General features: G+C 68.2%; 18 protein-coding genes. 12 read left to right on the top strand and 6 right to left on the bottom strand.

Features of this window, described 5'->3' with window-relative positions:
• Positions 1-36: 36 nt before the first annotated feature.
• Genes G6N53_RS19405 through G6N53_RS19395 form a run of 3 tightly spaced genes read left to right on the top strand, consistent with a single transcriptional unit; the run spans position 37 to position 3765 of the window.
• The gene (locus G6N53_RS19405; protein WP_163891088.1) at positions 37-1452 is read left to right on the top strand and encodes an allophanate hydrolase; all 1416 of its coding nucleotides are present in this window, start codon (positions 37-39) and stop codon (positions 1450-1452) included.
• Complete coding sequence (locus G6N53_RS19400) at positions 1449-2141, top strand: cysteine hydrolase family protein (RefSeq protein WP_163891087.1); 693 nt, start codon at positions 1449-1451, stop codon at positions 2139-2141. Before G6N53_RS19405 ends, G6N53_RS19400 begins: the two co-directional genes overlap by 4 nt.
• A gap of 31 nt (positions 2142-2172) precedes the next feature.
• Entirely contained in the window at positions 2173-3765 is a 1593-nt protein-coding gene (locus G6N53_RS19395; protein ID WP_163891085.1) for a SulP family inorganic anion transporter, read from the top strand.
• A 19-nt stretch (positions 3766-3784) separates the two neighbouring features.
• Here G6N53_RS19395 and G6N53_RS19390 read toward each other — a convergent pair whose 3' ends face one another.
• Positions 3785-4765, bottom strand: coding sequence for a threonine ammonia-lyase (locus G6N53_RS19390; RefSeq protein WP_163891083.1), 981 nt, complete (start codon positions 4763-4765; stop codon positions 3785-3787).
• A gap of 143 nt (positions 4766-4908) precedes the next feature.
• On the opposite strand from G6N53_RS19390, the gene G6N53_RS19385 reads away from it, so the two are divergent.
• Genes G6N53_RS19385 through G6N53_RS19370 form a run of 4 tightly spaced genes read left to right on the top strand, consistent with a single transcriptional unit; the run spans position 4909 to position 9523 of the window.
• Entirely contained in the window at positions 4909-5502 is a 594-nt protein-coding gene (locus tag G6N53_RS19385; protein ID WP_163896099.1) for a TetR/AcrR family transcriptional regulator, read from the top strand.
• A complete protein-coding gene (locus G6N53_RS19380; protein ID WP_163891082.1) occupies positions 5495-6565 on the top strand; it encodes a hypothetical protein in 1071 nt (356 codons plus the stop codon). The genes G6N53_RS19385 and G6N53_RS19380 overlap by 8 nt, the downstream gene beginning before the upstream one ends.
• Positions 6492-8207 (top strand): tetratricopeptide repeat protein, encoded by a 1716-nt coding sequence (locus tag G6N53_RS19375; RefSeq protein ID WP_163891079.1) that lies wholly within the window; start codon positions 6492-6494, stop codon positions 8205-8207. The genes G6N53_RS19380 and G6N53_RS19375 overlap by 74 nt, the downstream gene beginning before the upstream one ends.
• Positions 8208-8218: 11 nt before the next feature.
• Positions 8219-9523 (top strand): alpha-amylase family protein, encoded by a 1305-nt coding sequence (locus G6N53_RS19370; RefSeq protein WP_163891077.1) that lies wholly within the window; start codon positions 8219-8221, stop codon positions 9521-9523.
• 4 nt (positions 9524-9527) lie between these two features.
• Here the strand turns inward: G6N53_RS19370 and G6N53_RS19365 are convergent, their stop codons facing one another.
• On the bottom strand, positions 9528-9950 hold the full coding sequence (locus G6N53_RS19365) for a DUF1810 domain-containing protein (RefSeq protein WP_163891075.1): 423 nt from the start codon (positions 9948-9950) through the stop codon (positions 9528-9530).
• Positions 9951-10273: 323 nt separating this feature from the next.
• On the opposite strand from G6N53_RS19365, the gene G6N53_RS19360 reads away from it, so the two are divergent.
• Positions 10274-11269, top strand: coding sequence for an esterase family protein (locus tag G6N53_RS19360; protein ID WP_163891073.1), 996 nt, complete (start codon positions 10274-10276; stop codon positions 11267-11269).
• A gap of 68 nt (positions 11270-11337) precedes the next feature.
• On the opposite strand, the gene G6N53_RS19355 is transcribed toward G6N53_RS19360, so the two are convergent.
• Complete coding sequence (locus tag G6N53_RS19355) at positions 11338-12615, bottom strand: ATP-binding protein (RefSeq protein ID WP_163891071.1); 1278 nt, start codon at positions 12613-12615, stop codon at positions 11338-11340.
• Positions 12616-12686: 71 nt separating this feature from the next.
• Entirely contained in the window at positions 12687-13448 is a 762-nt protein-coding gene (locus G6N53_RS19350; RefSeq protein WP_163891069.1) for an SDR family oxidoreductase, read from the bottom strand.
• 136 nt (positions 13449-13584) lie between these two features.
• Between G6N53_RS19350 and lon the strand changes: the two genes are divergently transcribed.
• From lon to G6N53_RS19330, 4 genes are all read left to right on the top strand, one after another.
• A complete protein-coding gene (lon, locus tag G6N53_RS19345; RefSeq protein ID WP_163891067.1) occupies positions 13585-15906 on the top strand; it encodes an endopeptidase La in 2322 nt (773 codons plus the stop codon).
• 119 nt (positions 15907-16025) lie between these two features.
• A complete protein-coding gene (locus tag G6N53_RS19340) occupies positions 16026-16667 on the top strand; it encodes an endonuclease (protein WP_163891065.1) in 642 nt (213 codons plus the stop codon).
• Between the two features lie 45 nt (positions 16668-16712).
• Positions 16713-17312, top strand: coding sequence for a hypothetical protein (locus G6N53_RS19335; protein WP_237166577.1), 600 nt, complete (start codon positions 16713-16715; stop codon positions 17310-17312).
• Between the two features lie 25 nt (positions 17313-17337).
• Positions 17338-18348, top strand: coding sequence for a malate dehydrogenase (locus G6N53_RS19330; protein WP_163891061.1), 1011 nt, complete (start codon positions 17338-17340; stop codon positions 18346-18348).
• Here G6N53_RS19330 and G6N53_RS19325 read toward each other — a convergent pair whose 3' ends face one another.
• Positions 18349-19824 (bottom strand): acetyl-CoA acetyltransferase, encoded by a 1476-nt coding sequence (locus tag G6N53_RS19325; RefSeq protein ID WP_163896097.1) that lies wholly within the window; start codon positions 19822-19824, stop codon positions 18349-18351.
• Positions 19825-19837: 13 nt separating this feature from the next.
• A complete protein-coding gene (locus G6N53_RS19320; RefSeq protein WP_163891058.1) occupies positions 19838-22198 on the bottom strand; it encodes a CaiB/BaiF CoA-transferase family protein in 2361 nt (786 codons plus the stop codon).
• Positions 22199-22255: the final 57 nt, after the last annotated feature.

Raw genomic sequence — 22255 nt, 5'->3', positions numbered from 1 at the left:
CCGAAATCGCCATCATTCTGTCGACAATCGACAGTTATGGCCGACACTGTCCATGGACCATCCATCGGGCCCTCCGTCGCGGAGATACTCGCCTCACACGCCGGTGGCACCGGTTCGCCCGCGAAGACGGCGGCTCGGGTGGCCGACGCCATTGCAGCGCGCGGCGATGACGGCACCTGGCTGTCCACTGTGCCCCGCGATCAGCTGATCGCGACAGCCGAAGCGATCGAGCAGCGGCCAGGGGCCCGGACGCTGCCGCTGTACGGGGTCCCGTTCGGGGTCAAGGACAGCATCGACGTCCAGGGCGTGCCCACCACGCTGGCGTGCCCGGACTATTCGTATGTCGCGTCGGCCACCGCCCCTGCGGTGCAGAGGCTCCTCGATGCGGGCGCACTGTATGTGGGCAAGACGAGCCTCGACCAGTTCGCGACGGGCCTGAACGGAACCCGCACACCCCACACCGTCCCGCGCAGCGTGTACGGCGGCGAGCTGATCTCCGGCGGGTCGAGTTCGGGCTCGGCGCTGGCAGTGGCTCTGGGCCAGGTGCCGTTTGCGGTCGCCACCGACACCGCCGGATCGGGCCGGGTGCCCGCCGCGCTCAACGGAGTCGTGGGCTTCAAGCCGTCACGCGGTTTGATCAGCACGGTCGGCCTGGTCCCGGCCTGCAAGTCGCTGGACTGCCTCAGTGTCATGGCGGGTTCGATCGACGACGTCGACCGGGTGCTCGACGTCATGATCGGCCGCGACGATCGCGATCCGTGGTCCCGCGATCGCGGCCCTCGCTTCCCCGGCGGGCCGATCACAGTGGGACTGCCGCCCGAATCCGAACTCGACTTCTTCGGCGACGACGAGATGCGCCGCGCGCACCTGGCGTTCCGTCGGAACCTTTCACGAACGGCTGCGGTCGTCGAGGTGTCACTGGAACCCTTCCTGGCTGCCGGCTCCCTGCTGTACCAAGGCCCCTGGGTCGCGGAGCGGCTCGTCGAGTTCGCTGAATTCCTGGCTGCGCAGCCGGATTCGATACATCCGGTGGTCCGGGAGATCCTCCGGAGCGGGCACGAATACACGGCGGTCGATGCGTTCGCCGCACTGCAGCGGCTGCAGGAACTCAAGGCGGTGGTCGGCCGGCTCTGGCAGCACATCGACGTGCTGGTGGTGCCGACGATCGGAACCACGTTCACCGTAAACGAGGTCCTGGCCGCACCCATCGACTGCAACACCGTGCTCGGGCACTACACGCATTTCGGGAACCTCCTCGACCTGTTGGGCGCCGCAGTGCCTCTCGGCGTGACCGCCGACGGGCGTCCGTACAGCGCCATGCTCCTGGGCGCGGCGCTCAGTGACGACACCGTGCTCGCGCTGGCCGCGCAGATCCTCGACGAACCACGAGCCCCGCGGGCCGCACCCCGACCGTTGTCCGTCAACCCACTTGCCGCAGAGGAGCACCTGTGACACCGAGGATCGACGTAGCCGCCGAGCCGTCCCCGTTCCCGATCGTCGCCGGCAAGACCGCGCTGATCCTGATCGACATGCAGCGAGACTTCCTGTTGCCCGGTGGATTCGGCGAAAGCCTCGGCAATGATGTGGGCAGGTTGCTCGAGGTGGTCCCGCCGTTGGCGGCTCTCCTCGCGGCGGCCCGCGCCGCGGGCGTCATGGTCATCCACACCCGGGAAGGCCATCAGCCCGACCTGTCCGACTGCCCGCCGGCCAAGCTCGATCGGGGAGCGCCGTCGAAACGCATCGGCGACGTAGGCAAGTACGGCCGCATCCTGATCCGCGGCGAATACGGCCACGATATCGTCGACGAGCTGGCCCCGATCGATGGCGAGATCGTGATTGACAAGCCCGGGAAGGGCGCGTTCTACGCCACCGAGTTGTCGGACGTCCTCGCCGGGGCGGGAATCACCCAGCTGCTCGTCACCGGCGTCACCACCGAGGTGTGTGTACACACCACCACCCGCGAGGCCAACGACCGGGGCTACGAGTGTCTGGTCGTATCCGACTGCGTGGGTTCGTATTTCCCCGAATTCCAGCGGGTAGCCCTGGAAATGATCAAAGCGCAGGGCGGCATCTTCGGTTGGGTGGCCGCCTCCCCGGAAGTCATCGCGGCATTGCGCCATCTCACCACCATCCCCGCCTGAGACCGTCCAAGACCGCCTGAAAGAGGATCAGATGAGCACCGAAGTCACCAACCCACCCGCCGATCCTCCGACCGCGAAACCGGTCTCCATCCCGTGGTGGACCCGCGGCGACACCAACGCGTTCTTCGGTCTCGGCTTCAACATCCTGGTCAACGTCCTGACGCTCACGGGGCTGATGATCGCGGTGGTCGCTGTGCCCGCCGACGACGTCCTGGGCACCGTACTGCCCGCGCTCGGGGTCGCCCTCATCCTCGGAAACCTGTACTACACCTTCCTCGCGCGCCGACTTGCGCAGCGAGAGAACAGGTCCGACGTGACCGCCTTGCCGTACGGCCCGAGCGTGCCACACATGTTCATCGTGGTCTTCGTGGTCATGCTGCCGGTGTACCTGGCCACCGACGACCCGATCCAGGCCTGGCAGGCGGGCCTGGCGTGGGCGTTCCTGATCGGTGTGATCGTGATGATCGGCGCGTTCGTCGGGCCCTACATCCGCAAGCTGACCCCCCGCGCGGCCATGCTGGGGACGCTTGCGGGCATCTCCATCACCTTCATCTCGATGCGACCGGCCGCACAGATGTGGGAGGTGGCCTGGATCGGCATGCCTGTGCTGGCGATCATCCTGATCGGTTTCTTCACGAACGTGAGGATCCCCGGCGGGATTCCGATCGGGTTGGTGGCGCTGCTGGTCGGGACCGCGATCGGATGGGCAGGCGGTTACATGTCGGCCCCCGATGTCGGGCAGGCGGTCAGCGACATCGCCATCGGTGTCCCGGACCTGCGTTTCGACCTGCTGTTCAACGGACTTGCCGACCTCGCACCGCTGCTGGGTACGGCAATCCCACTCGGCGTCTACAACTTCACCGAGGCGATGAGCAACGTCGAGAGTGCCGCTGCGGCGGGCGACAGCTACAACCTGCGCAGCGTGCTGCTCGCCGACGGTGCGGGCGCCGTGGTCGGTTCGGCGTTCGGTTCGCCGTTCCCGCCCGCGGTGTACATCGGGCACCCCGGGTGGAAAGATGCCGGTGGTCGCGCGAGCTACTCACTGGCCAGTGGTGCCGCCATCGGAATGCTCTGCTTCGTCGGCCTTTTCGGAGTACTCGCCGCACTGCTCCCGGTTCCGGCCATCGTGCCGATCCTGCTCTACATAGGTCTGTTGATCGGCGCGCAGGCCTTTCAGGCAGTGCCGCGACTGCATGCCGTGGCTGTGGTGGCCGCGCTGCTGCCCAACCTCGCCGAGTGGGGTCGCGGGATGATCGACAATGCGCTCAGTGCGGCGGGCACGTCGGCGGCCGAGGTGACCTCCGAGGCGCTCAACGGGGCTGGCGTGGTCTACGACGGATTGAAGACGCTGGGTGAGGGCGCCGTGCTGGTCGGCCTGATCCTGGGCACCATGGTCACCTTCATCCTGGACAAGAAGTTCCGTTATGCCGCCGGGGCGGCAGCGGTGGGTGCGGGGCTGTCCTTCATCGGGCTCATCCACGCCCCCGAGGTGGCGTGGGCGGCGAGCCCGCAGGTCGCGCTCGGCTATCTGCTCTTCGGGAGCGTCTGTGTCGTGTTCTCGTTCCTGCCCGGCGCCGACGATCCCGTCGACGTGGAAGAACCAGAGGTGGTGGCGGGCCACTGAGTCGCACAGGCCAATGCGATCAAAGCCGTTGGGAGGGCGCATCGGTGACCCAGCGGTGAAAGGTACCCGGGTCGACGTTGCTGCCGCAGACGATGGTCGCCACGTGTCGGCCGGCGAAACGTTCACGGTCTTCGAGGATCGCCGCGATGCCGAGTGCGGCCGACGGCTCGGTGACGAGGCCGGCGTGGTCGAAGAGTAACCGCATGCCCGCGGTGATCGAGGCTTCCCGGACCAGCACGGCGTCGTCGGCGACCAGAAGGAGGTCGTCGAGGACGGCCGGGATGGGGTGCCGACCGGCGACTCCGTCGGCGATGGTGTCGGTCGAATCGGTGGTGACGACGCGACGTTGGCGCCACGACTGTGTCATCGCCGGTGCGCCCAGCGGCTGGACGCAGATCACCTCGATGTGGGGTGCCAGGGACTTCATCACGTGCCCCACGCCGGTGGCCAGGGCCCCGCCGCCGAGTGCCACCAGCACGGCATCGAACGAGGACGCAGCGCCCACCAGTTCCAGCCCGATTGTCGCTGCACCTTCACACGTCTCGATGTCCAGGCTGTCCTCGACCAGCCGGATATCGTCGCTGCGGGCCAGCGTCACCGCTCGCTCGCGTGCCACCTCGATGTCACCGTCCACCAACTCCAACCTCGCCCCCAGCGCGCGGATGCGGTCGAGCTTGGCTGCCGGCGCCACCCGCGGCGCCACCACGGTGACGTCCAGTCCCCGGCGGCGACCGGACCACGCCAGGGCTTGGCCGAGGTTTCCGGCGCTGGCGCACACCGCGGCTCGCGAACCGCCGTCGGCGAGCAGGCTCGCCACCACTTCGGTGCCCCGAGCCTTGAAGCTGCGCACCGGGTTCGCCGTCTCGAGCTTGATGCTGACGCTGCATCCGAGGCTGGGTTCGAGTGCCGCGCAGCGGTAGAACGGAGTGTCCAGAAAAACCGGGTCGATCGTCCGGTGAGCGGCCCGAATCCGGGCGGTGTCGAGGCGCGTCCGCTGCACGACACAGCAGCCTAGCGCCGTCGAACACCCGGCCGTCGGTGCGCGACGGCGGTCACAACGTCGCCGGAGCGTGGCTCAGATGACCGGATATTTCGTAGTCAAGTGTCTACGAAATGCTCTACGCTCGGTGAGTGCCTTCCCGAATGCCGGATCGCGGCCTCAGCGTCGATCCCCGCGCCGAACGTGTCCGTAGCCGCCTGCGGGCTGCGGCGTTTGCGATGGCACACGAGCGTCCCGTCGACGAGATCACCGTCGGCGATCTGGTGGCCAGAGCACAGGTCAGCCGCCAGGTGTTCTATCGGCATTTCCGCGACCGCGACGATGCGGTGGCGACGGCGTTCTCGCACGCGTTCACTGCCGCCGTGGCCGGATGCGACGGTCGCGACGCCCGGGGGCGCATCCTGCAGCTGTTCGGCTTCGCCGAAGACCACCGCGCGATGTACCGCAACGTGGTTCCCAGCGCCGTTACCCAGCGGGTCGTCACGGCGTTCCGCGCCGCACTGCTCCCGGCATGTGAGGAGATCGCGGCGCACGGCATGGCGGTGCTTTCGACCATCAGTCCCCTGCCCCCCGAATCGGTGACCCGGTTCCTGGTCGGCGGCTTCATGGAGGTTCTCCGGTCATGGATGGAGGAACCCGAGGCCACCGACCTGTCCTCCCGCGTGACCGCGGCGCTGGACACCGTCGATGTGCTGCTCGGCATCTCAGAAACTCAGAAGGGACCACGACGTGGGTAGACACCACACCCCCGAGACGCAGGCGATCCGCGACCGTTCCGCGGTGCGCACCGTGGCACTCGCGCTGGCCGGGTTGACCGTTTTCGTGCTCGCGATGGTCGCCAGCTACTCCGGCGCATTCGCCAAGCCCACGCTGCACCATCTGACGGTCGCGGTGTCGGCACCGGAACAGATCGTCGACGGTCTCAGACACCGGAGCGAGCTGTCGCTCAACGTCGTCGGCGATCCAGTCGCGGCGCGCCAGCAGGTGTACGAGCGGCGGGCCGACACTGCCTTCGCCGTCACTTCCGAGCACGCCATGACGATCTACGTGGCAGGCGGTGGCGGGCACAGCGTGGCGCTCGCGGCCGAGACCGTCGGACAGCAGACGGCCCAGCGCGCCGGTCTGGCGGCCGTCGTCGAGGACGTGGCCCCCACGTCCGCGGGTGATCCGTCCGGCACCGTCGAGTTCTACGCGGTCATCTTCATCTCGATCGGCGCCTCCCTGGGGGCGGCGCTACTCGGGCGCCTGATGGGGCCGGTGCGCAACCCCGCGACACTCGGCCGGCGCACGTTGTCGCTCGCCGCGTTCTCGGCGGTGCTGGCGGGTTCGGTGACGGTTTATGTGGGGCCGGTGCTCGGTGCGCTCACCACCCACACATGGCAGGTGTTCGGAGTGCTGTGGTTGTACGCGATGGCCGTCGGCGGTGCGGTGACCGGCGTGGCGGCCGCGTTCGGGGTGCTGGCCTCGGTGCTGCTGGGACTGTTCCTCGTCGTGGTCGGCAATGCGGCGGCGGCGGGCCCGGTCGGTCGTCCCTTGCTGTCGGGCTTCTACTCGACGTTCACCGCGGTGGTGCCCCAGGGCTCGGGTGTCTCGCTGCTGCGCAGCATCTCCTATTTCGGCGGGCACGGCGCCGCGACCCCGCTGCTCACGCTGGGCATCTGGGCGGCTGCGGGGTGCCTGCTCGCGATCCTCGCCACCGCGACGAGGGTGAACTATGGTGCCCTCTATGGACGCCGCGCCGAGTGCACTCGGCGAACTCGAGGACTACTACGATCTCGGCTCTTACCATCGGCCGATTGAGACGCCCTCTGCCGCAGCGCAGGTCTGGTTCGACCGCGGCATGATCTGGTGCTACGCCTTCAACCACGACGAGGCGATTCGCTGCTTCGACCGGGCGTTGGAACTCGACCCCGACCTGGCGATCGCGCGGTGGGGTATCGCCTACGCCGTCGGACCCAACTACAACAAGCCGTGGGAGGCGTTCGACCCGGTCGATCTGGCCACATCGCTGCAGCGGGCTCGAACGGAGCTGGCGCTGGCCGCAACCGGCCGCGCCGGCGACGTCGAACACGGCCTCGTCGAGGCGCTGACCGCGCGTTATCTCACCGACGACCCCCTGGACGCCGAGGCCCTGCAGGCCGGTCACACCGGCTACGCCGATGCGATGTCGGCACTGGAGGGGACGTATCCCGACGACATCGACGTGGCCGCACTGGCGGCCGACGCGTTGGTCAACGTCACGGCATGGGCCCTGTGGGACAGTCGCACCGGCGAACCCGCACCCGGTTCGCGGGTCGTGGAGGCCAAGCGGATCCTCGATGACGCGCTGGCGACCCCGGCCGGCCGCGAACACCCCGGGATCTTGCATCTGTACCTGCACACGATGGAGATGTCGACGGTGCCGCAGGAGGCGCTCCCCGCGGCTGACCTGTTGCGCGACCTGGTGCCCGACGCCGGACATCTGCGGCACATGCCGAGCCACATCGACGTGCTGTGCGGCAATTACCGGGACTCGGTGGCGGCGAATCTCGCTGCGGTACAGGCGGATCAGCGCTTCGTCGAGCGGGAAGGCGCGCTGAATTTCTACTCGCTGTATCGGGCGCACAATCTGCACTTCATCGTGTATTCGGCCATGTTCGAAGGCAACTCGGCGATCGCGCTGCAGGCCGCCGAGCAGCTCGCCGCTCAGCTCACTCCCGAACTGCTCACCATCGAATCGCCCCCGATGGCCGATTGGCTGGAAGCGTTCGTGCCGTTGCGGATCCACGTGCTGGTCCGGTTCGGCCGGTGGGCTGACCTGATCGACACACCGGTTCCCCGTGACCAGGCCCTGTACTGCACAACCGCAGCCACCGTCCATTACGGGCGGGGAGTGGCATACGCCGCGACTGGGCAGCTCGAGCAGGCGCGCGCTGAGCGGGAGTCGTTCGCCGCGGTGTACGAAACGATTCCGGAGAGCCGCTATCTGTTCAACAACACCAGCCGGGACATCCTGGCAGTCGCTGCCGCGATGCTCGACGGTGAGATCGACTACCGGGCAGGTCAATTCGATGACGCGTTCGCTCATCTGCGGCGGGCGGTCGAACTTGACGACTCGCTGCCCTACGACGAACCGTGGGGGTGGATGCAGCCCACCAGGCATGCGTACGGTGCGCTGCTGCTCGAGCAAGGTCACGCGGAGCTGGCGGCGCAGGTGTACGCCGCCGACCTGGGGCTGGACCCGACGCTGAGCAGGCCGTGCCAGCATCCGGGGAACGTGTGGAGCCTGCACGGGTATCACGAGTGCCTGACGCGGCTGGGCCGTGACGCCGAGGCGGTGATCATCGGCCGGCAACTCGAGCTCGCGCGGGCGCGCGCCGACGTGCCGGTACTGGCCTCGTGCGCCTGCCGGCTGGAGCCGGCCGACGGCGGCGGATGCTGTGCCGACCCGGGTTCCAAGTGAGCGGGGCGCATGTGACCGAACCGGAGTGGGTCGAACACGTCATCTGGTGGCAGATGTATCCGCTGGGCTTCGTAGGCGCCCATCCAGCCGACCCGGCGCCCACTCCGGACGAACACCGTGTCCTCAGGATCGTCGACTGGCTCGACTACGCAGTCGAACTCGGGGCATCAGGTCTGGCGCTGGGGCCGGTGTTCGCCTCCCGCACCCACGGCTACGACACCACAGACCACTACCGCATCGACCCCCGGCTGGGCGACGACTCCGACTTCGACCACCTGATCGCCGAAGCCCATCAACGGGGGCTGCGGGTGCTGCTCGACGGAGTCTTCAACCACGTGGGCACCGACTTTGCGCGATACCGCGATGCGGCCTCCGGTGGGGACACGTCATGGTTCCGGTTGCGCGACGGCCGCTTCGAGACCTTCGAGGGTCACGACGGGCTGATCTCGCTGAACCATCGGAACGCCGAGGTGATCGACTACACCGTCGACGTGATGTGCCACTGGCTCGGCCGCGGCGCCGACGGCTGGCGTCTCGACGCCGCGTACGCGGTCCCGGACAGCTTCTGGGCGCAGGTACTGCCCCGGGTCCGGGCGATGTACCCCGAGGCGTGGTTCGTCGGGGAGGTCATCCACGGTGACTACGGCGCCCACGTCCGCAACGCCGGATTCGACTCGGTGACGCAGTACGAACTGTGGAAGTCGATCTGGAGCAGCCTCAACGACGCGAACTTCCATGAGCTGGACTGGACGTTGACCCGCCACAACGAGTTCCTGGACACCTTCGTGCCGATGACCTTCATCGGCAACCACGACGTCACCCGGATCGCCAGCATGCTGACCAACCCCGACCACGTCGAGCACGCGTTGGCGGTGTTGCTGACCACCGGAGGAACCCCGAGCATCTACGCCGGTGACGAGTCCGCCTACCGGGGCGTCAAGGAGGAGCGGTTCGGCGGTGACGACGCCGTGCGGCCTGAATTCGGTTCCCCCCATGAAGGAGTCGGCGAGCACGGGATCCAGGTGTTCCGTGCTCATCAGCACCTCATCGGCCTGCGGCGGCGGCACCCGTGGTTGCACACTGCGCGGACCACGCCGCTGCACGTGACGAATCACGGATACGTGTACGCCACCCGCAACGGTGACCACACGCTGGTGGTGGCCCTCAACGTCGACGACGTGGCGATGCCGCTGTCACTGCCCTCCCTCGGCTTCGCCGCCGGTGAGATGGTCGCGGGGTCGGGTGCACCGCCGTCGGAGGTCGTCGTCGACGCCGTCGTCCCGCCGCACGGCTGGCTGGTCCTGGAGCCGCGCTGACCTCTCAGTCGAGCAAGTCGAGGGTATCGGGATCCTCACGCCCGTCGTAGAAGGTGTCCAGGACCGCACGGAACACCGGGTCTCGGCCCGCGCGGGCGAACAACGTCATCGACGAACGTACCTTGAGATCGTCTGGGTGGCCGAGGATCTCGGTGGCCGTGCGGCCCTCGACGGCAAGCAGCAGCCCGGCACACTCCCGTAGCCGGGACCCCAGAACCGGGTGTTCGAGATACGCCACCGCCTCGGCCACCGACGAGATCCCGAACCGGTGCGCGGTTGCGCTGTGCCCCAGACCGCGCATCTGAGGAAACACGAACCAGATCCAGTGACTGCGTTTGGCGCCGGCGCGCAGTTCGGTCAGCACCGTCGGGTACACGCGGTCTTGGGCCTCGACGAAGCGGCCGAGGTCGAACGGGTCCTCACTCATCGTGTGCCCGAGTCTTGCAGGACCCCGAACCCGCTTCAACAACTGTTTGCCACGAGTTGGTGTCCAAGCCGCTCACCAGGCAGCGGGTGTGCGGTCTGTTGTCCGGCGGGTGCAGCGTAACAGCAGTCTGCTTTCACTCTCGTCACACGACGCGTCTGTGGGAACGAGTCCGTGCCGAGTTGTAATCGTTAGCCAACCGCGACGTCGTTTTGTGGTGTCGAACGCCGGGCCGACCGTGAAGACGGTGTTGCATTACCTCTGCAACGCGACCGCGTTTTTGCCAGGCGAGCAAGACTTGTACGAAAGGTGGGTTGGCTGCCGCTATGAGGTTGACAGAGAAGTTTCGAGGTAAGTGGGTGCGCCGGGTGGCCGCTGCTGCCATGACGGCGGCAGCACTGCCCGGGCTGATCGGCTTCGCCGGTGGTTCGGCGACCGCGGGGGCGTTCTCCCGGCCGGGTCTTCCCGTCGAGTATCTGGATGTGTTCTCCCCCGCGATGAATCGCGACATCCGCGTTCAGTTCCAGGGGGGCGGTCCGCACGCCGTGTACCTGCTCGACGGTCTGCGTGCCCAGGACGACTACAACGGCTGGGACATCAACACCCCGGCGTTCGAGTGGTATTACCAGTCCGGACTGTCCACTGTGATGCCGGTTGGCGGCCAGTCGAGCTTCTACACCGACTGGTACCAGCCGTCGCGGGGCAACGGCCAGGACTACACCTACAAGTGGGAGACCTTCCTGACCCAGGAACTGCCGGCTTGGTTGGAGGCCAACCGCGGGGTGTCGCAGAACGGCAACGCCGTTGTCGGTCTGTCGATGGCCGGTAGCGCGTCGATGAACTACGCGATCTACTACCCGCAGAAGTTCATCTACGCCGCATCACTTTCGGGCTTCTTGAACCCGTCCGAGGGCTGGTGGCCGATGCTGATCGGGCTGGCGATGAACGACGCGGGCGGATACAACGCCGAGAGCATGTGGGGCCCGTCCTCGGACCCGGCGTGGAAGCGCAACGATCCGATGGTCAACATCAACCAGTTGGTGGCCAACAACACCCGGATCTGGGTGTACTGCGGAACCGGCACCCCGTCGGACCTGGACTCCGGAACCCCGGGCCAGAACCTGATGGCGGCGCAGTTCCTCGAGGGATTCACGTTGCGGACCAACATCAGCTTCCGTGACAACTACATCGCCGCGGGCGGCGCCAACGGCGTGTTCAACTTCCCGGACGCGGGCACGCACAGCTGGGGCTACTGGGGGCAGCAGCTGCAGCAGATGAAGCCCGATATCCAGCGGGTGCTGGGGGCGCAGAACGTGGCCTAGCGGCAACCCACGAACCAGGAAGCCTGCCGTTTCCCCCGAGCGGCAGGCTTCCTGCTGTTCCGGGGACGTCAGAGCCGGGTGCGCATCGCGATGTCCTCGTTGAACTCGTCGAGCATCGCGTCTGTGAGTGTCGGCCTGGTTTCGGCGATGGCGCCGAGGAAGTCGTCGGTGCCAGGGGGTTCGCCGCGGCGGAACTCGATCTCGCGTTCGAACGCGCACTGTGCGCCCTTGCGCGCGGCGAACTCGATGTCGGCGGGCGTGAACATCGCGGTGGCCTCGACGAGCTTGTCGACCTCGACACCGTCGGCGACTGCACCCAGGTAGCGGTTCCAGATCGCTTTGCGCGCGGCGTCGTCGGGGGGCCCGACCGGGATGACGTAGTCGAAGCGTCCCGGCCGCAGGAACGCCGAGTCCAGCGAGCGCACGGAGTTCGTCGCGCAGATCAACAGCCGCTCGTCGTGCTGGCGGAACGTCGGGATGAGTTTGAGGAGTTCGTTGGTGACGCCGTGGGCCGGGTCCGAGGGGATGCCGGAGCGTGAGCCCGCGATCTCCTCGACCTCGTCGATGAACACCACCGCGGCTTCGAGCTCCGTGAGGTCGGCGAACATGTCCCGCAGCGCGTTGGGCATCGTGACGTCGGGTGCGGCCAGCCGCGACGGGAAGATCTCGATGAACGGCCAACCGAGCCTTCCGGCAACGGCTTTGGCGAAACTGGTCTTCCCGGTGCCCGGCGGGCCGAACAGGATGGCCGCCTTCGGCGGTGACACCCCGTAGCGCGTGGCCAGATCGGGTTGGGCCAGCGGCAGCACGATGCGACGCTCGATCATCCGCTTCTCGTTCTCCATGCCGGCCATGTCGTCCCACAACCGCTGCCCCATGATCCGGCCGCCGAGTGCGCTCAGCAGGCCGGTGTCGGCGGGCCCGACGTGATCGACCCTGTCGAAGTAGCGCAGATCGGTGCGCTCGGTGTATCCACAGTTGCGCAGCGCCGCGGTACCGGTGGCGTCTTCGGGCAACATCGCGCTGATGCGCCGCACGCCCAAAGTGCGCAGCCGCACCTCCAGCTCGGCGAGAAGGGCGCTGCCGATGCCGCGGTCGCGCCACCCACTGCTCAGCGCGATCATCGTGATCCAGGCTCGCTCGCCGCCGACCTGGGCGACCGCCATGCCGACCAGTTGGTCGTCGACGACCGCAACCACGGCCGGTTGACCGCCGCGCGCGGCGGAGACCACCTCCGAGACCGGAAAGGCCGGGGACGCCTCCGCAGGCTCCCGGCTCTGATCCCAGACCGAGATGGCCTGGTCGAGGTCGTCATCGTGGAAGTCGCGCAAGCGCCATGGGGGCATGGCACAGATCTACCGACCTTTGCGCCTCGCGGCATCGCCCTGACGGGTGGTTTCGCGGGGGAAGCGTGGAGTCACCCCTGGGCGGTCGGGCGGATGGTCAGGTCGCCGATCTCCACGTCGTGCGGTTGCTCGATGACGAAGGCGATCGCACGCGCGACGGCCTCCGGCGCGAGCCCGAAAGCATCCATTTCGGAGCGGATCCGGGTCCGCAGAGCCGGGTCGCTGATCCCCGCGTCCAGTTCGGTGCGAACGAATCCCGGTGAGATGGACGTGGTGCGGATGACACCGTCGGTGGATTCCTGGCGCAGCGCCTCCATCACGGTGCGCACAGCGTTCTTTGTCGCGGCGTACACCCCCATATCGGGCACGATCTTCAGACCGGCCGTCGACACGGTTGTGACGAAGTGGCCGCGCCCCTGCTTGCGAAATACAGGTGCGGCTGCGGCGATTCCGTGCAGCACCCCGCGTAGGTTGACGTCGATCATCGCGTCCCAGGCACCGATGCCACCGTCGCCGAGCGGGCCGATGTCGGTGATGCCGGCGTTTGCGACCAGCACGTCGAGCCGCCCGTATTCGTCCACGGCGGTGTCGATCAACCGCAGCAGATCCTCCGCGCGGGTGACATCGATGGTGACCGAGGACACCTGAGTTCCTCCGACTCGCAGTTCGTTGGCGAGTTCGTTCAACCGCTCCGTTCGGCGGGCCCCCAACACCACGCGTGCGCCCCGCTGCGCCAACAGCCGAGCAGTCGCCTCGCCGATTCCGCTGCTGGCTCCTGTGATCGCCACAACAGTTCGCGAAATCGGGTCGTCGGTCGCTGAGTTTTCGGACATCACCTGACGAACTCATCCACGGGGCCGGCTATTCCACCGTTTCTGCTGTCGGCGATACGTGGTCGCGTCAGCGCCGGCGGGGAACAATCCAGCCACCGCCAGGGTTGAGCGCATCAGATTCAAGTTTGGAGGATTCATGGCTGAAGCCACATCAGTGCCGGTGTTGTTCATCAGTGAGCCGATCGTGCTGCCGGGAATGGTGGTGCCGATAGAGCTGGACGAGGCCGCCCGCGTCGCGGTCGACGCGGCGCAGGCCAGCGAGAGCGGCAAGCTGCTGATCGCGCCACGCCTGGACGACCGCTACCCCACCTACGGCGTGATCGCCTCGATCGTGCAGGTCGGCCGCGTACCCGGCGGCGGGGTGGCGGCGGTCGTGCGCGGTGAGAACCGCGCGCACATCGGGTCCGGGACGACCGGACCCGGTGCGGCACTGTGGGTGTCGGTCGAGGAGGTGGCCGACGCGGAGGCCACCGACGAGACAAGAGCGTTGGCCGCGGAGTACAAGAAGCTGCTGCTCGCGATGCTGCAGCGCCGCGAGGCATGGCAGATCGTCGACGTGGTCAACAAGATCACCGATCCGTCGGCGCTCGCCGACACCGCCGGCTACGCGTCCTACCTCAGCGACGTCCAGCGGCGGCAACTGCTGGAGACCGAGGACGCAGCGGAGCGCTTGAGCTCACTCATCCAATGGACCGGCGAGCATCTGGCCGAGGTCGAGGTCAACGACAAGATCGCCGAGGACGTCCGGTCCGGCATGGACAAGCAGCAGAAGGAGTTCCTGCTGCGTCAACAGCTCGCGGCGATCCGTAAGGAACTGGGTGAAGGCGAGCCCGACGGCTCTGATGACTACCGGTCGCGGATCGAATCCGCCGATCTTCCCGACAACGTGCGCGAGGCCGCGTTGCGGGAGGTCGGGAAGCTGGAACGCTCCAGCGACCAGAGCCCCGAGGGCGGTTGGATCCGCACGTGGCTGGACACGGTCCTGGATCTGCCGTGGAACACGACGACGGAGGACTCGACGGACCTGAAGTCGGCCCGGGAGATCCTCGACGCCGATCACCACGGCCTCGAGGACGTCAAGGACCGCATCGTCGAGTACCTCGCCGTGCGGGCCCGCCGCGCGCAGCGGGGCATGTCCGTGGTCGGCGGCCGTGGTTCCGGCGCCGTCATGGTGCTCGCCGGTCCCCCCGGTGTCGGCAAGACCTCGCTGGGTGAATCCGTGGCCCGGGCACTGGGCCGCACATTCGTCCGCGTCGCCCTCGGCGGGGTGCGCGACGAGGCCGAGATCCGTGGCCACCGGCGCACCTACGTCGGTGCCCTCCCGGGCCGGATCGTGCGCGCCATCGGCGAAGCGGGGTCGATGAATCCGGTGGTGCTGCTCGACGAGGTCGACAAGGTCGGCTCCGACTACCGCGGTGATCCGAGTGCGGCGCTGCTGGAGGTGCTGGACCCGGCGCAGAACCACACCTTCCGCGACCACTACCTCGATCTCGACCTGGACCTGTCCGATGTGGTGTTCCTGGCGACGGCCAACGTCATCGAGAACATCCCGTCGGCGCTTCTGGACCGGATGGAGCTGGTGCAGATCGACGGCTACACCGAAGACGACAAGGTCGCCATCGCTCGTGACTATCTGTTGCCCCGGCAGGCTGAACGCGCGGCGCTGACCGCCGAGGAGGTGACGGTCACCGAGGCCGCACTGCACAAGATCGCCGCGGACTACACCCGCGAACCGGGTGTACGGCAGTTCGAGCGACTGCTGGCCAAGGCGCTGCGGAAGGCCACCACAAAACTGGCAGCCGACCCGACGCCGTTGACCATCGATGAGCCTGATCTTGTCGGCTATCTGGGGCGTCCGCGGTTCACCCCGGATTCCGAGGAGCGTACGGCGGTGCCCGGGGTGGCGACCGGTCTGGCGGTGACGGGTCTGGGCGGTGACGTGCTGTACATCGAGGCCGGGTCGACCGAAGGGGACCCCGGTCTTGTGCTCACCGGCCAGCTGGGTGACGTGATGAAGGAGTCGGCGCAGATCGCGCTGTCCTACGTCCGCGCGCACGCCGAACAACTCGGTGTCGACCCCAAGGCCCTGGACCGCAAGATCCACGTCCACGTCCCCGCTGGTGCCGTGCCCAAGGACGGTCCCTCGGCGGGTGTCACGATGGTGACCGCGCTGGTGTCGATGGCCACCGGGCGTCAGGTGCGTGCCGACGTCGGGATGACCGGCGAGGTCACACTCAACGGCCGGGTGCTGCCGATCGGCGGGGTGAAGCAGAAACTGCTGGCCGCCCAACGTGCCGGACTGTCAACCGTTTTCATCCCGCAGCGCAACGAGCCGGATCTCGACGACGTGCCGGCCGAGGTGCTGGAGGCGCTCGAGGTGAAGCCGATGACCGACGTCGCCGAGATCGTCGTGCTGGCGCTGGAACCGGCCGCCGAGACCGCGACCGTCGCGGCCTGACAGCCGCGAGCAGACGCAAACTCGCACAATCTTCCGGGATTTCGTGCGAGTTTGTGTCTGCTCGCCGAGAAAGAGTGGGTGCGGGTTTTCCGCCCGGCACTTCGGGTAAGCCCTCTCCAATGTCATCACAGAGACATCAGCGTGTGGTCGAACGGTTACTGGCCGATGCCGGGACGACGTTCGCTGAGGAGGCCGGGATCCGGCTGCGAGACAAACCGATGCCGTTGTTTCAGCTACTGATGCTGTGCATGCTGGCCAGCAAGCCGATCGACGCGCACATCGCGGTGCGCGCCGCGCGCGAGATGAACCGGGCCGGGCTGCGAACAGCGCGGGCCGTGCAGGACGCCGAGCGGTCTGCACTGATCGGCGCCTTCGGCCGCGCGCACTACGTGCGCTACGACGAGAGTTCGGCCACCAGAGCAGCCGAGATCGCCGCCGCCGTCACCGACAACTACGGCGGTGATCTCCGCCGGCTCGCTGTTGCCAGTGGCCGCGATGCCGCTGAGACGAAGCGACTTCTGCAGCAGTTCAAGGGAATCGGCGACACCGGCGCCGACATCTTCCTGCGCGAGATCCAGGACATCTGGACCTGGGCGCGGCCGCACTTCGACGACCGGGCCACCGCAGCCGCGGCCGACCTGGGCTTGCCCGACGAACCCGGTACGCTGGCGTCGCTGGCACCTCGAAGCAGCGCTGCGCTGGCCGCAGCGCTGGTGCGGGTCTCGACGGACCGTGAACTTCGCGAAAAAATGCTGGGATGATCGTCGAGGGCTCCACCACCCGGCACACTCGACACCATGCATGCCATGAGATTGGCCGCCCTCGGCGCGCTGATGACGACGCTGAGTTGCGGGTGCGCCGCCGGGTCGGTGGTGGTCAACACCGACGACGGCGCGCCGGCCGCCAGCCCGGCTCCCACATCCGCCGTGAGCACCACCCGGCCGAGCAACGCGCACCTGGTCAACGCGTTCGACTACGCAGCCGAGGTGGACGGGGCCACCGGGTACTACTTCACCAGTCCCAGCGGGCGCTGGGAGTGCGCGGTGCTGCCGCGCACCCGGGCAGGCTGCCAGAGCGCCCAGGCGCCTACGTCGGCCCTGCCGATCACCGGCGCACCCGACGAGGTTCCCGACCCCGACGGCGAACCGGTGGCTCCGAACGTCCTCGTCGTCGACCGGACGGGCGACCCGCAGTTCTCCGCCGAGTCGGCGCCGCAGTTCGGGCTGGACCCGGGCCCCGCGGTCGTGCTGCCGTTCAACCGGATCCTGGCCGTCGCCGGCTTCCGCTGCAACGTCCAGGAAAGCTCCGGCATCTCATGCCTGTCCGAGCTCAGCGGAAAGGGATTCACCTTCTCGTCCGACGGCCACACGATGAGCTACACCGACGTGCCTGCCGACGCGCCCTGACCGCAGGTTGTCTAGGTTGAGACCCGTGACATCGCCACCGCCGTCCGCGTCTCCCGCTCCGGTCACCGTCGCCGTCACGGGAGCGGCCGGGCAGATCGGTTACGCGGCCCTGTTCCGGATCGCCGCCGGCGCGATGCTGGGCCGTCACACCCCGGTCGCGCTGCGGCTGCTCGAGCTGCCCGGCGCGGTGCGAGCCGCCGAGGGCGTCGTGATGGAACTCGACGACGGTGCGTTCCCGCTACTGGCCGGCACCGCGATCTACGACGACCCGGTCCGCGGATTCGACGGGGTGGACGTGGCGCTGCTGATCGGATCGCGGCCGCGCACCAAGGGAATGGAACGCGCCGACCTGCTGGAGGCCAACGCGCAGATCTTCGCCACCGCGGGCAAGGCGCTCAACGCCGGCGCCGGTGCCGATGTCCGGGTGCTGGTGGTCGGAAACCCGGCCAACACCAACGCTTTGGTGGCCGCAGCGCACGCCCCCGACATCCCCCGTGACCGGTTCACCGCGTTGACCCGCCTGGATCACAACCGGGCGGTCGCCGCGATGTCCCGGCACTCAGGGGTTCCGGTCACCGAGATCAACAGGATGACGATCTGGGGCAACCACTCCCCCACCCAGTACCCGGACATCTTCCACGCGCAGGTCGGCGGGCGGTCCGGCGCCGACTACGCCGCCGACACCCACTGGCTGACAGACGATTTCATTCCCACGGTGGCACGCCGCGGCACCGCGATCATCGAGGCACGCGGTGCGAGTTCGGCGGCGTCGGCGGCCAACGGCGCGATCGACCACGTCGACGACTGGATCCACGGCACCCCGGACGGAGACTGGACGTCGGTGGCACTGCCGTCTCCCGGTGCCTACGGCATCGACGAGGGACTGGTGTGCTCGCTGCCGTGCCGCGCCGTCGGTGGCCGGTGGGAGATCGTCGAAGGGCTCGACATCAACCCGTTCTCCCGCGCCCGGATCGACGCCTCGGTCGCCGAGCTGCGCGCCGAACGCGACGCGGTCGCGGCGCTCGGCCTGCTGTAGTCACACCAGGGCCGCGGTGCCGTCGTCGTGGACGCGTACCGCGGCACCCGCGATGTCGTCACGCACGGTCGCCTCGGCGTCGGCCGAATCGCTGATCACGGCGAGCACGCGGGCGTCCTCAGGCGTCCGCACGGCGAGGAACGCCTTCTCGGGCCGGCCATCCCGGTCGACGGGGGTGGTCCACGACTCGACCGTGCCGACGCCGCTCCAGCCCACCAGCGCAGTGCGGGTGGGCTCCCGGTCGACAGCGGGTTGCAGATCTTCCCAACGGAATTCGTGTTCCGGCGGCTGGGTGCCGTATACGCCGAAGCTGTGTTTGGTGAGGTAGCCGCCGTTGGCGGTGACCAGACCGCGAGCACCCGGCTGTGACACCAGTTGCTCGGCCATCGTGGCGATCGAGTGGGTGACGTAGTTGTTCCACGGGCCGCCCGCGAAGGTCAGGCCGCCGGTGACCGTCAGGGATCGGCCGGGATCCCCTATGGGAAGCCCGAGTTCCGCGGCGGCGACCTGAACCGCTGACGGAAAGCAGGAGTAGATGTCGACCAGGTCGATCTCGTCGATCTGAGTACCCGCGAGTTCCAGTGCCCGCTTCCCGGCGATCCTGATCGCCGGCGAGGTGCAGAACTCCGCCCGCTCGCCGATCGCGTAGGTATCGTGCGCGTCGGTTCCGGCGTAGGGGAACACCCAACGCTCCGTGGGGATCTGCAGGTGGGTGGCTTTCTCGGCCGAGGCCAGGATCAGCACTGCCCCCTGGTCGACCATGTTGTTGGAGTTCATCAACTTGGTGTAGGGCCAACTGATCATCCGGTTGTCCGGTGCCGGCTGCCAGATCCGTTCTGCGCTGAGGGCTTCCCTGCTCCAGGCGTGCGGGTTCGCCGCGGCGACCGCACTGAACTGAGACCACAGCTCGCCGATGCGGCGGCGGTGTTCGTCGGGCGTCTCACCCGCGGCGATCCGCAGCGCCTGCTCGAACATCGGATAGACGTAGGCGGGCCGGTCCAGGTTGATCTGGATCTCCGCGGGCCCTGCCATCGGCACCCCGTCATCGGAACCGGGAGCAACGGGCACCGAATCGTCCTGGCGTGTCCAGTCCGGCTTCTGACCGGCCGCGCGCAGCCGGCTCCGGGTGCGCCAGGTCTCCGCGCCGCCGATCAGCACCACGTCTGCCCGGCCCTGCTGGATGTCCAGGCAGGCCAGGTTCACCAACGTCTGCGGCACGTTGCCGCCGACACCGGTGCACCGGGTGTCCGCCTTGTCAGCCCGGATGCGTTGCGCAAGAAGCAGTCCCGGATCGCGGTAGCGCCATGACAGCAGGTTGACGATGCGGACGGCGTCGACCGACTCGAGCACCCGCGGGTCGGCCGCGGCGCGTGCGGCCGCCTCCATCAGGTCGATGGGTTCGACGCCGGGGTTCTCGGTGTGCTGGTTCACCTGGCCGTAGCCGACGAGTACCGGGGTCCTGGGCTCCAGTGACATGAAGGTGGCCTTCCTAGGTCGTGTTCTCATGGCTGAACAGCACGCCGTCGGCGATCAGCCCGTCGATCTCCTCAGGGTCGAGGCCGAGCACCTTCTGGCAGATCATCCGGGTGTGTTCGCCGGGCATGGGCGCGGGCCGCAGATCGGCGCGCGGGATGCGGGTGAACGGGGCCGGCGCGGTCTCGGCGAGCACCGGGGCGTCCAGCAGCGGATGGGTCATGTCGCTGAACAGCTGCCTGAAGGCGATCTGGGGATCGGCGGCGACATCGGCCGCGCGGTTCATCGGACCGGCGGGGACGCCGAGGTCCTGCAGTTGCGCGACGACCGCGCCCTTGTCCCGTGGCCCGGTCCAGCGCGACACCGCAGCGATCAGCTCGGCGCGGTCCTCGGGAAGCGCCGAGCGACCGATCACGCCGGCGACCACGTCGCGGTGTGACGTCTCGCGCAGCGAGATCACGCACCACTCGTCGTCGCCGGCGCACGGGAACACCGCGTCGACGGAGTCGTCGGTGGCCACCTCGAAGCCGGCAGCTCTGCACGATTCGCCGACATAGGCCTGCGCGAGCTGGTTGATCGCTGCTTCGGCCTGTGAGATGTGCACGTGGCCACCGACACCGGTGCGTCGCCGCCGGATCAGCACGGCGGCAGCGGCGATCGCGGTGAGGCGGCCGACCACGTGGTCGGGGAAGATCGTCGTGGCGTCGTAGAACGTGTCCGGCTCGGCGTCGGGCGACGTCCACAACCGGGTGACGCCGGTGCAGGCCCGGACGAGTGGGCCGTAGCCCATCTGCGAACTCCAGGGCCCGCGATCCCCGAATGCGCTGCTCTCGGCCAGCACGATGCCGGGGTTGAGCTCGTGCAACCGGTCGTAGGAGAATCCGAGCGAGGCCAGCGTGCCCGGTTTGAAGTTGGCGAACACCGCATCGGAGGCCGTCACCAACCGGCTGAACAGTTCGGCCCCGGACCGCTGTCGCAGATTCAGGCCCAAGCCGTACTCGTTGCGGTGCGTCAGCGCCCAGGACCGGCTCATCGGCTTGCCCGGCGGGGACTGCCTCAGGCCGTCGGGGTAGGCCGGGCTCTCGATCTTGATGACCTCCGCGCCGAGGTCGGCGAACAGTCGGCCCAACTCGCCGCCGGCGACGATGACGCCGAGATCGAGGATCCGGATGCCGTCGAAGGGCCGCGACGGTCCGCCGGCCGGGCTGTCGATCGGGCGCTCGTCGGCCGGCCGTTGGGCCCGCCACTCGGGGGCGTCGGCACCGATGGCGGGTGCACCGCGACGGTACCCGTGGCGGGCACCGTCGATCACCAGAGGGCCCACCGGGATGGTCACCGACGTCCGTGGTGTCAGGGCGACGTCGGACAACGCGCCGACACTTCGGAAATGCTTTTCCGACAACGCTTCTGCAGGAGTCTGCACCGCAGCGATCGGCACTCCACGGGTCTGGCCCGCAGCGACCAGGGAAGCCATGGTCTGCGGGGCGAACAACTCGGCGATGGCCGCGTTGAGCTCCCGCGAGGCGGCATAGCGGGCGGCGATGGTGTCGAACCGCGGGTCCGAGAACTGCTCCGGCTCGCCGAGCCAGGCCCGCATGCCGTGCCATTGGCGCGCTGACAACAGGCAGATCCGTACGTGGCCGTCGTGGCATTCGAAGATCGGGTAGATCTGCTGGTTGCGCGGGCGGCCGCGCCACAACTCCGTGGGAGCCTTCAGCCCGACGGCGGCCTGTCCCTCGGAACCGAAAGGCGGGTCGAGCGCCTGGACCACCGCCTCAAAGCGCGAGAAGTCGATGAACTCGCCTTTCCCGCAACGTAACCGGTCGTAGTAGGCCGCCAGAACCGCCCATGCGGCCTGCGCCGCTGCTGTGGCGGAAGCCACGCCGTTCGGTGGCAACACCGGCGTGCCGGCCGTCGGCCCGGTACGGGACAGCGCCGACGACATCGCATAGCACACCGCGTCGGTGGCGCGCCAAGAGGCGTAGGGGCCCGAGACGCCGAAATCGGTGACCGACATCGTGACCAGATGGGTGAAGAGCTGCGACAGCTCCCTGCTGGACGTGCCGAATGCCGCTGCGGCGCCAGGGTTCTGCGAATCGATCACGATGTCTGCGTCGCCGGCGAGCTCGATCAGCGCTCGCCGGTCGGCGGGCGCGCCCGGATCGAGCACGGCGCAACGCTTGTTGGCGTTGTCCAGCGCGAACCCGATACCGGCCCCGGCCACCGTCGGTGCGCGGTCCCGCGCCGGACTGCCGCCGGGTGGCTCGATCTTGAGCACGTCGGCACCGAGATCGGCAAGGATGCGGCCGACGGCGTCACCTGCACCCGAGCACAGGTCGAGCACCCGCAGCGATGCCAGCAACGGTTCTCCGACCATCGCCGCCTGCCCTTCTGCCGCCGTGGATGACTGCTCACGATAGCGGTGCGCGAAAGA

It is taken from the genome of Mycolicibacterium hippocampi (assembly GCF_010723735.1).
In the GTDB taxonomy this organism is placed as follows: domain Bacteria; phylum Actinomycetota; class Actinomycetes; order Mycobacteriales; family Mycobacteriaceae; genus Mycobacterium; species Mycobacterium hippocampi.
The sequence above is the reverse complement of the archived record's forward strand: the minus strand, read 5'-3'. Positions and strand labels throughout refer to the sequence as shown.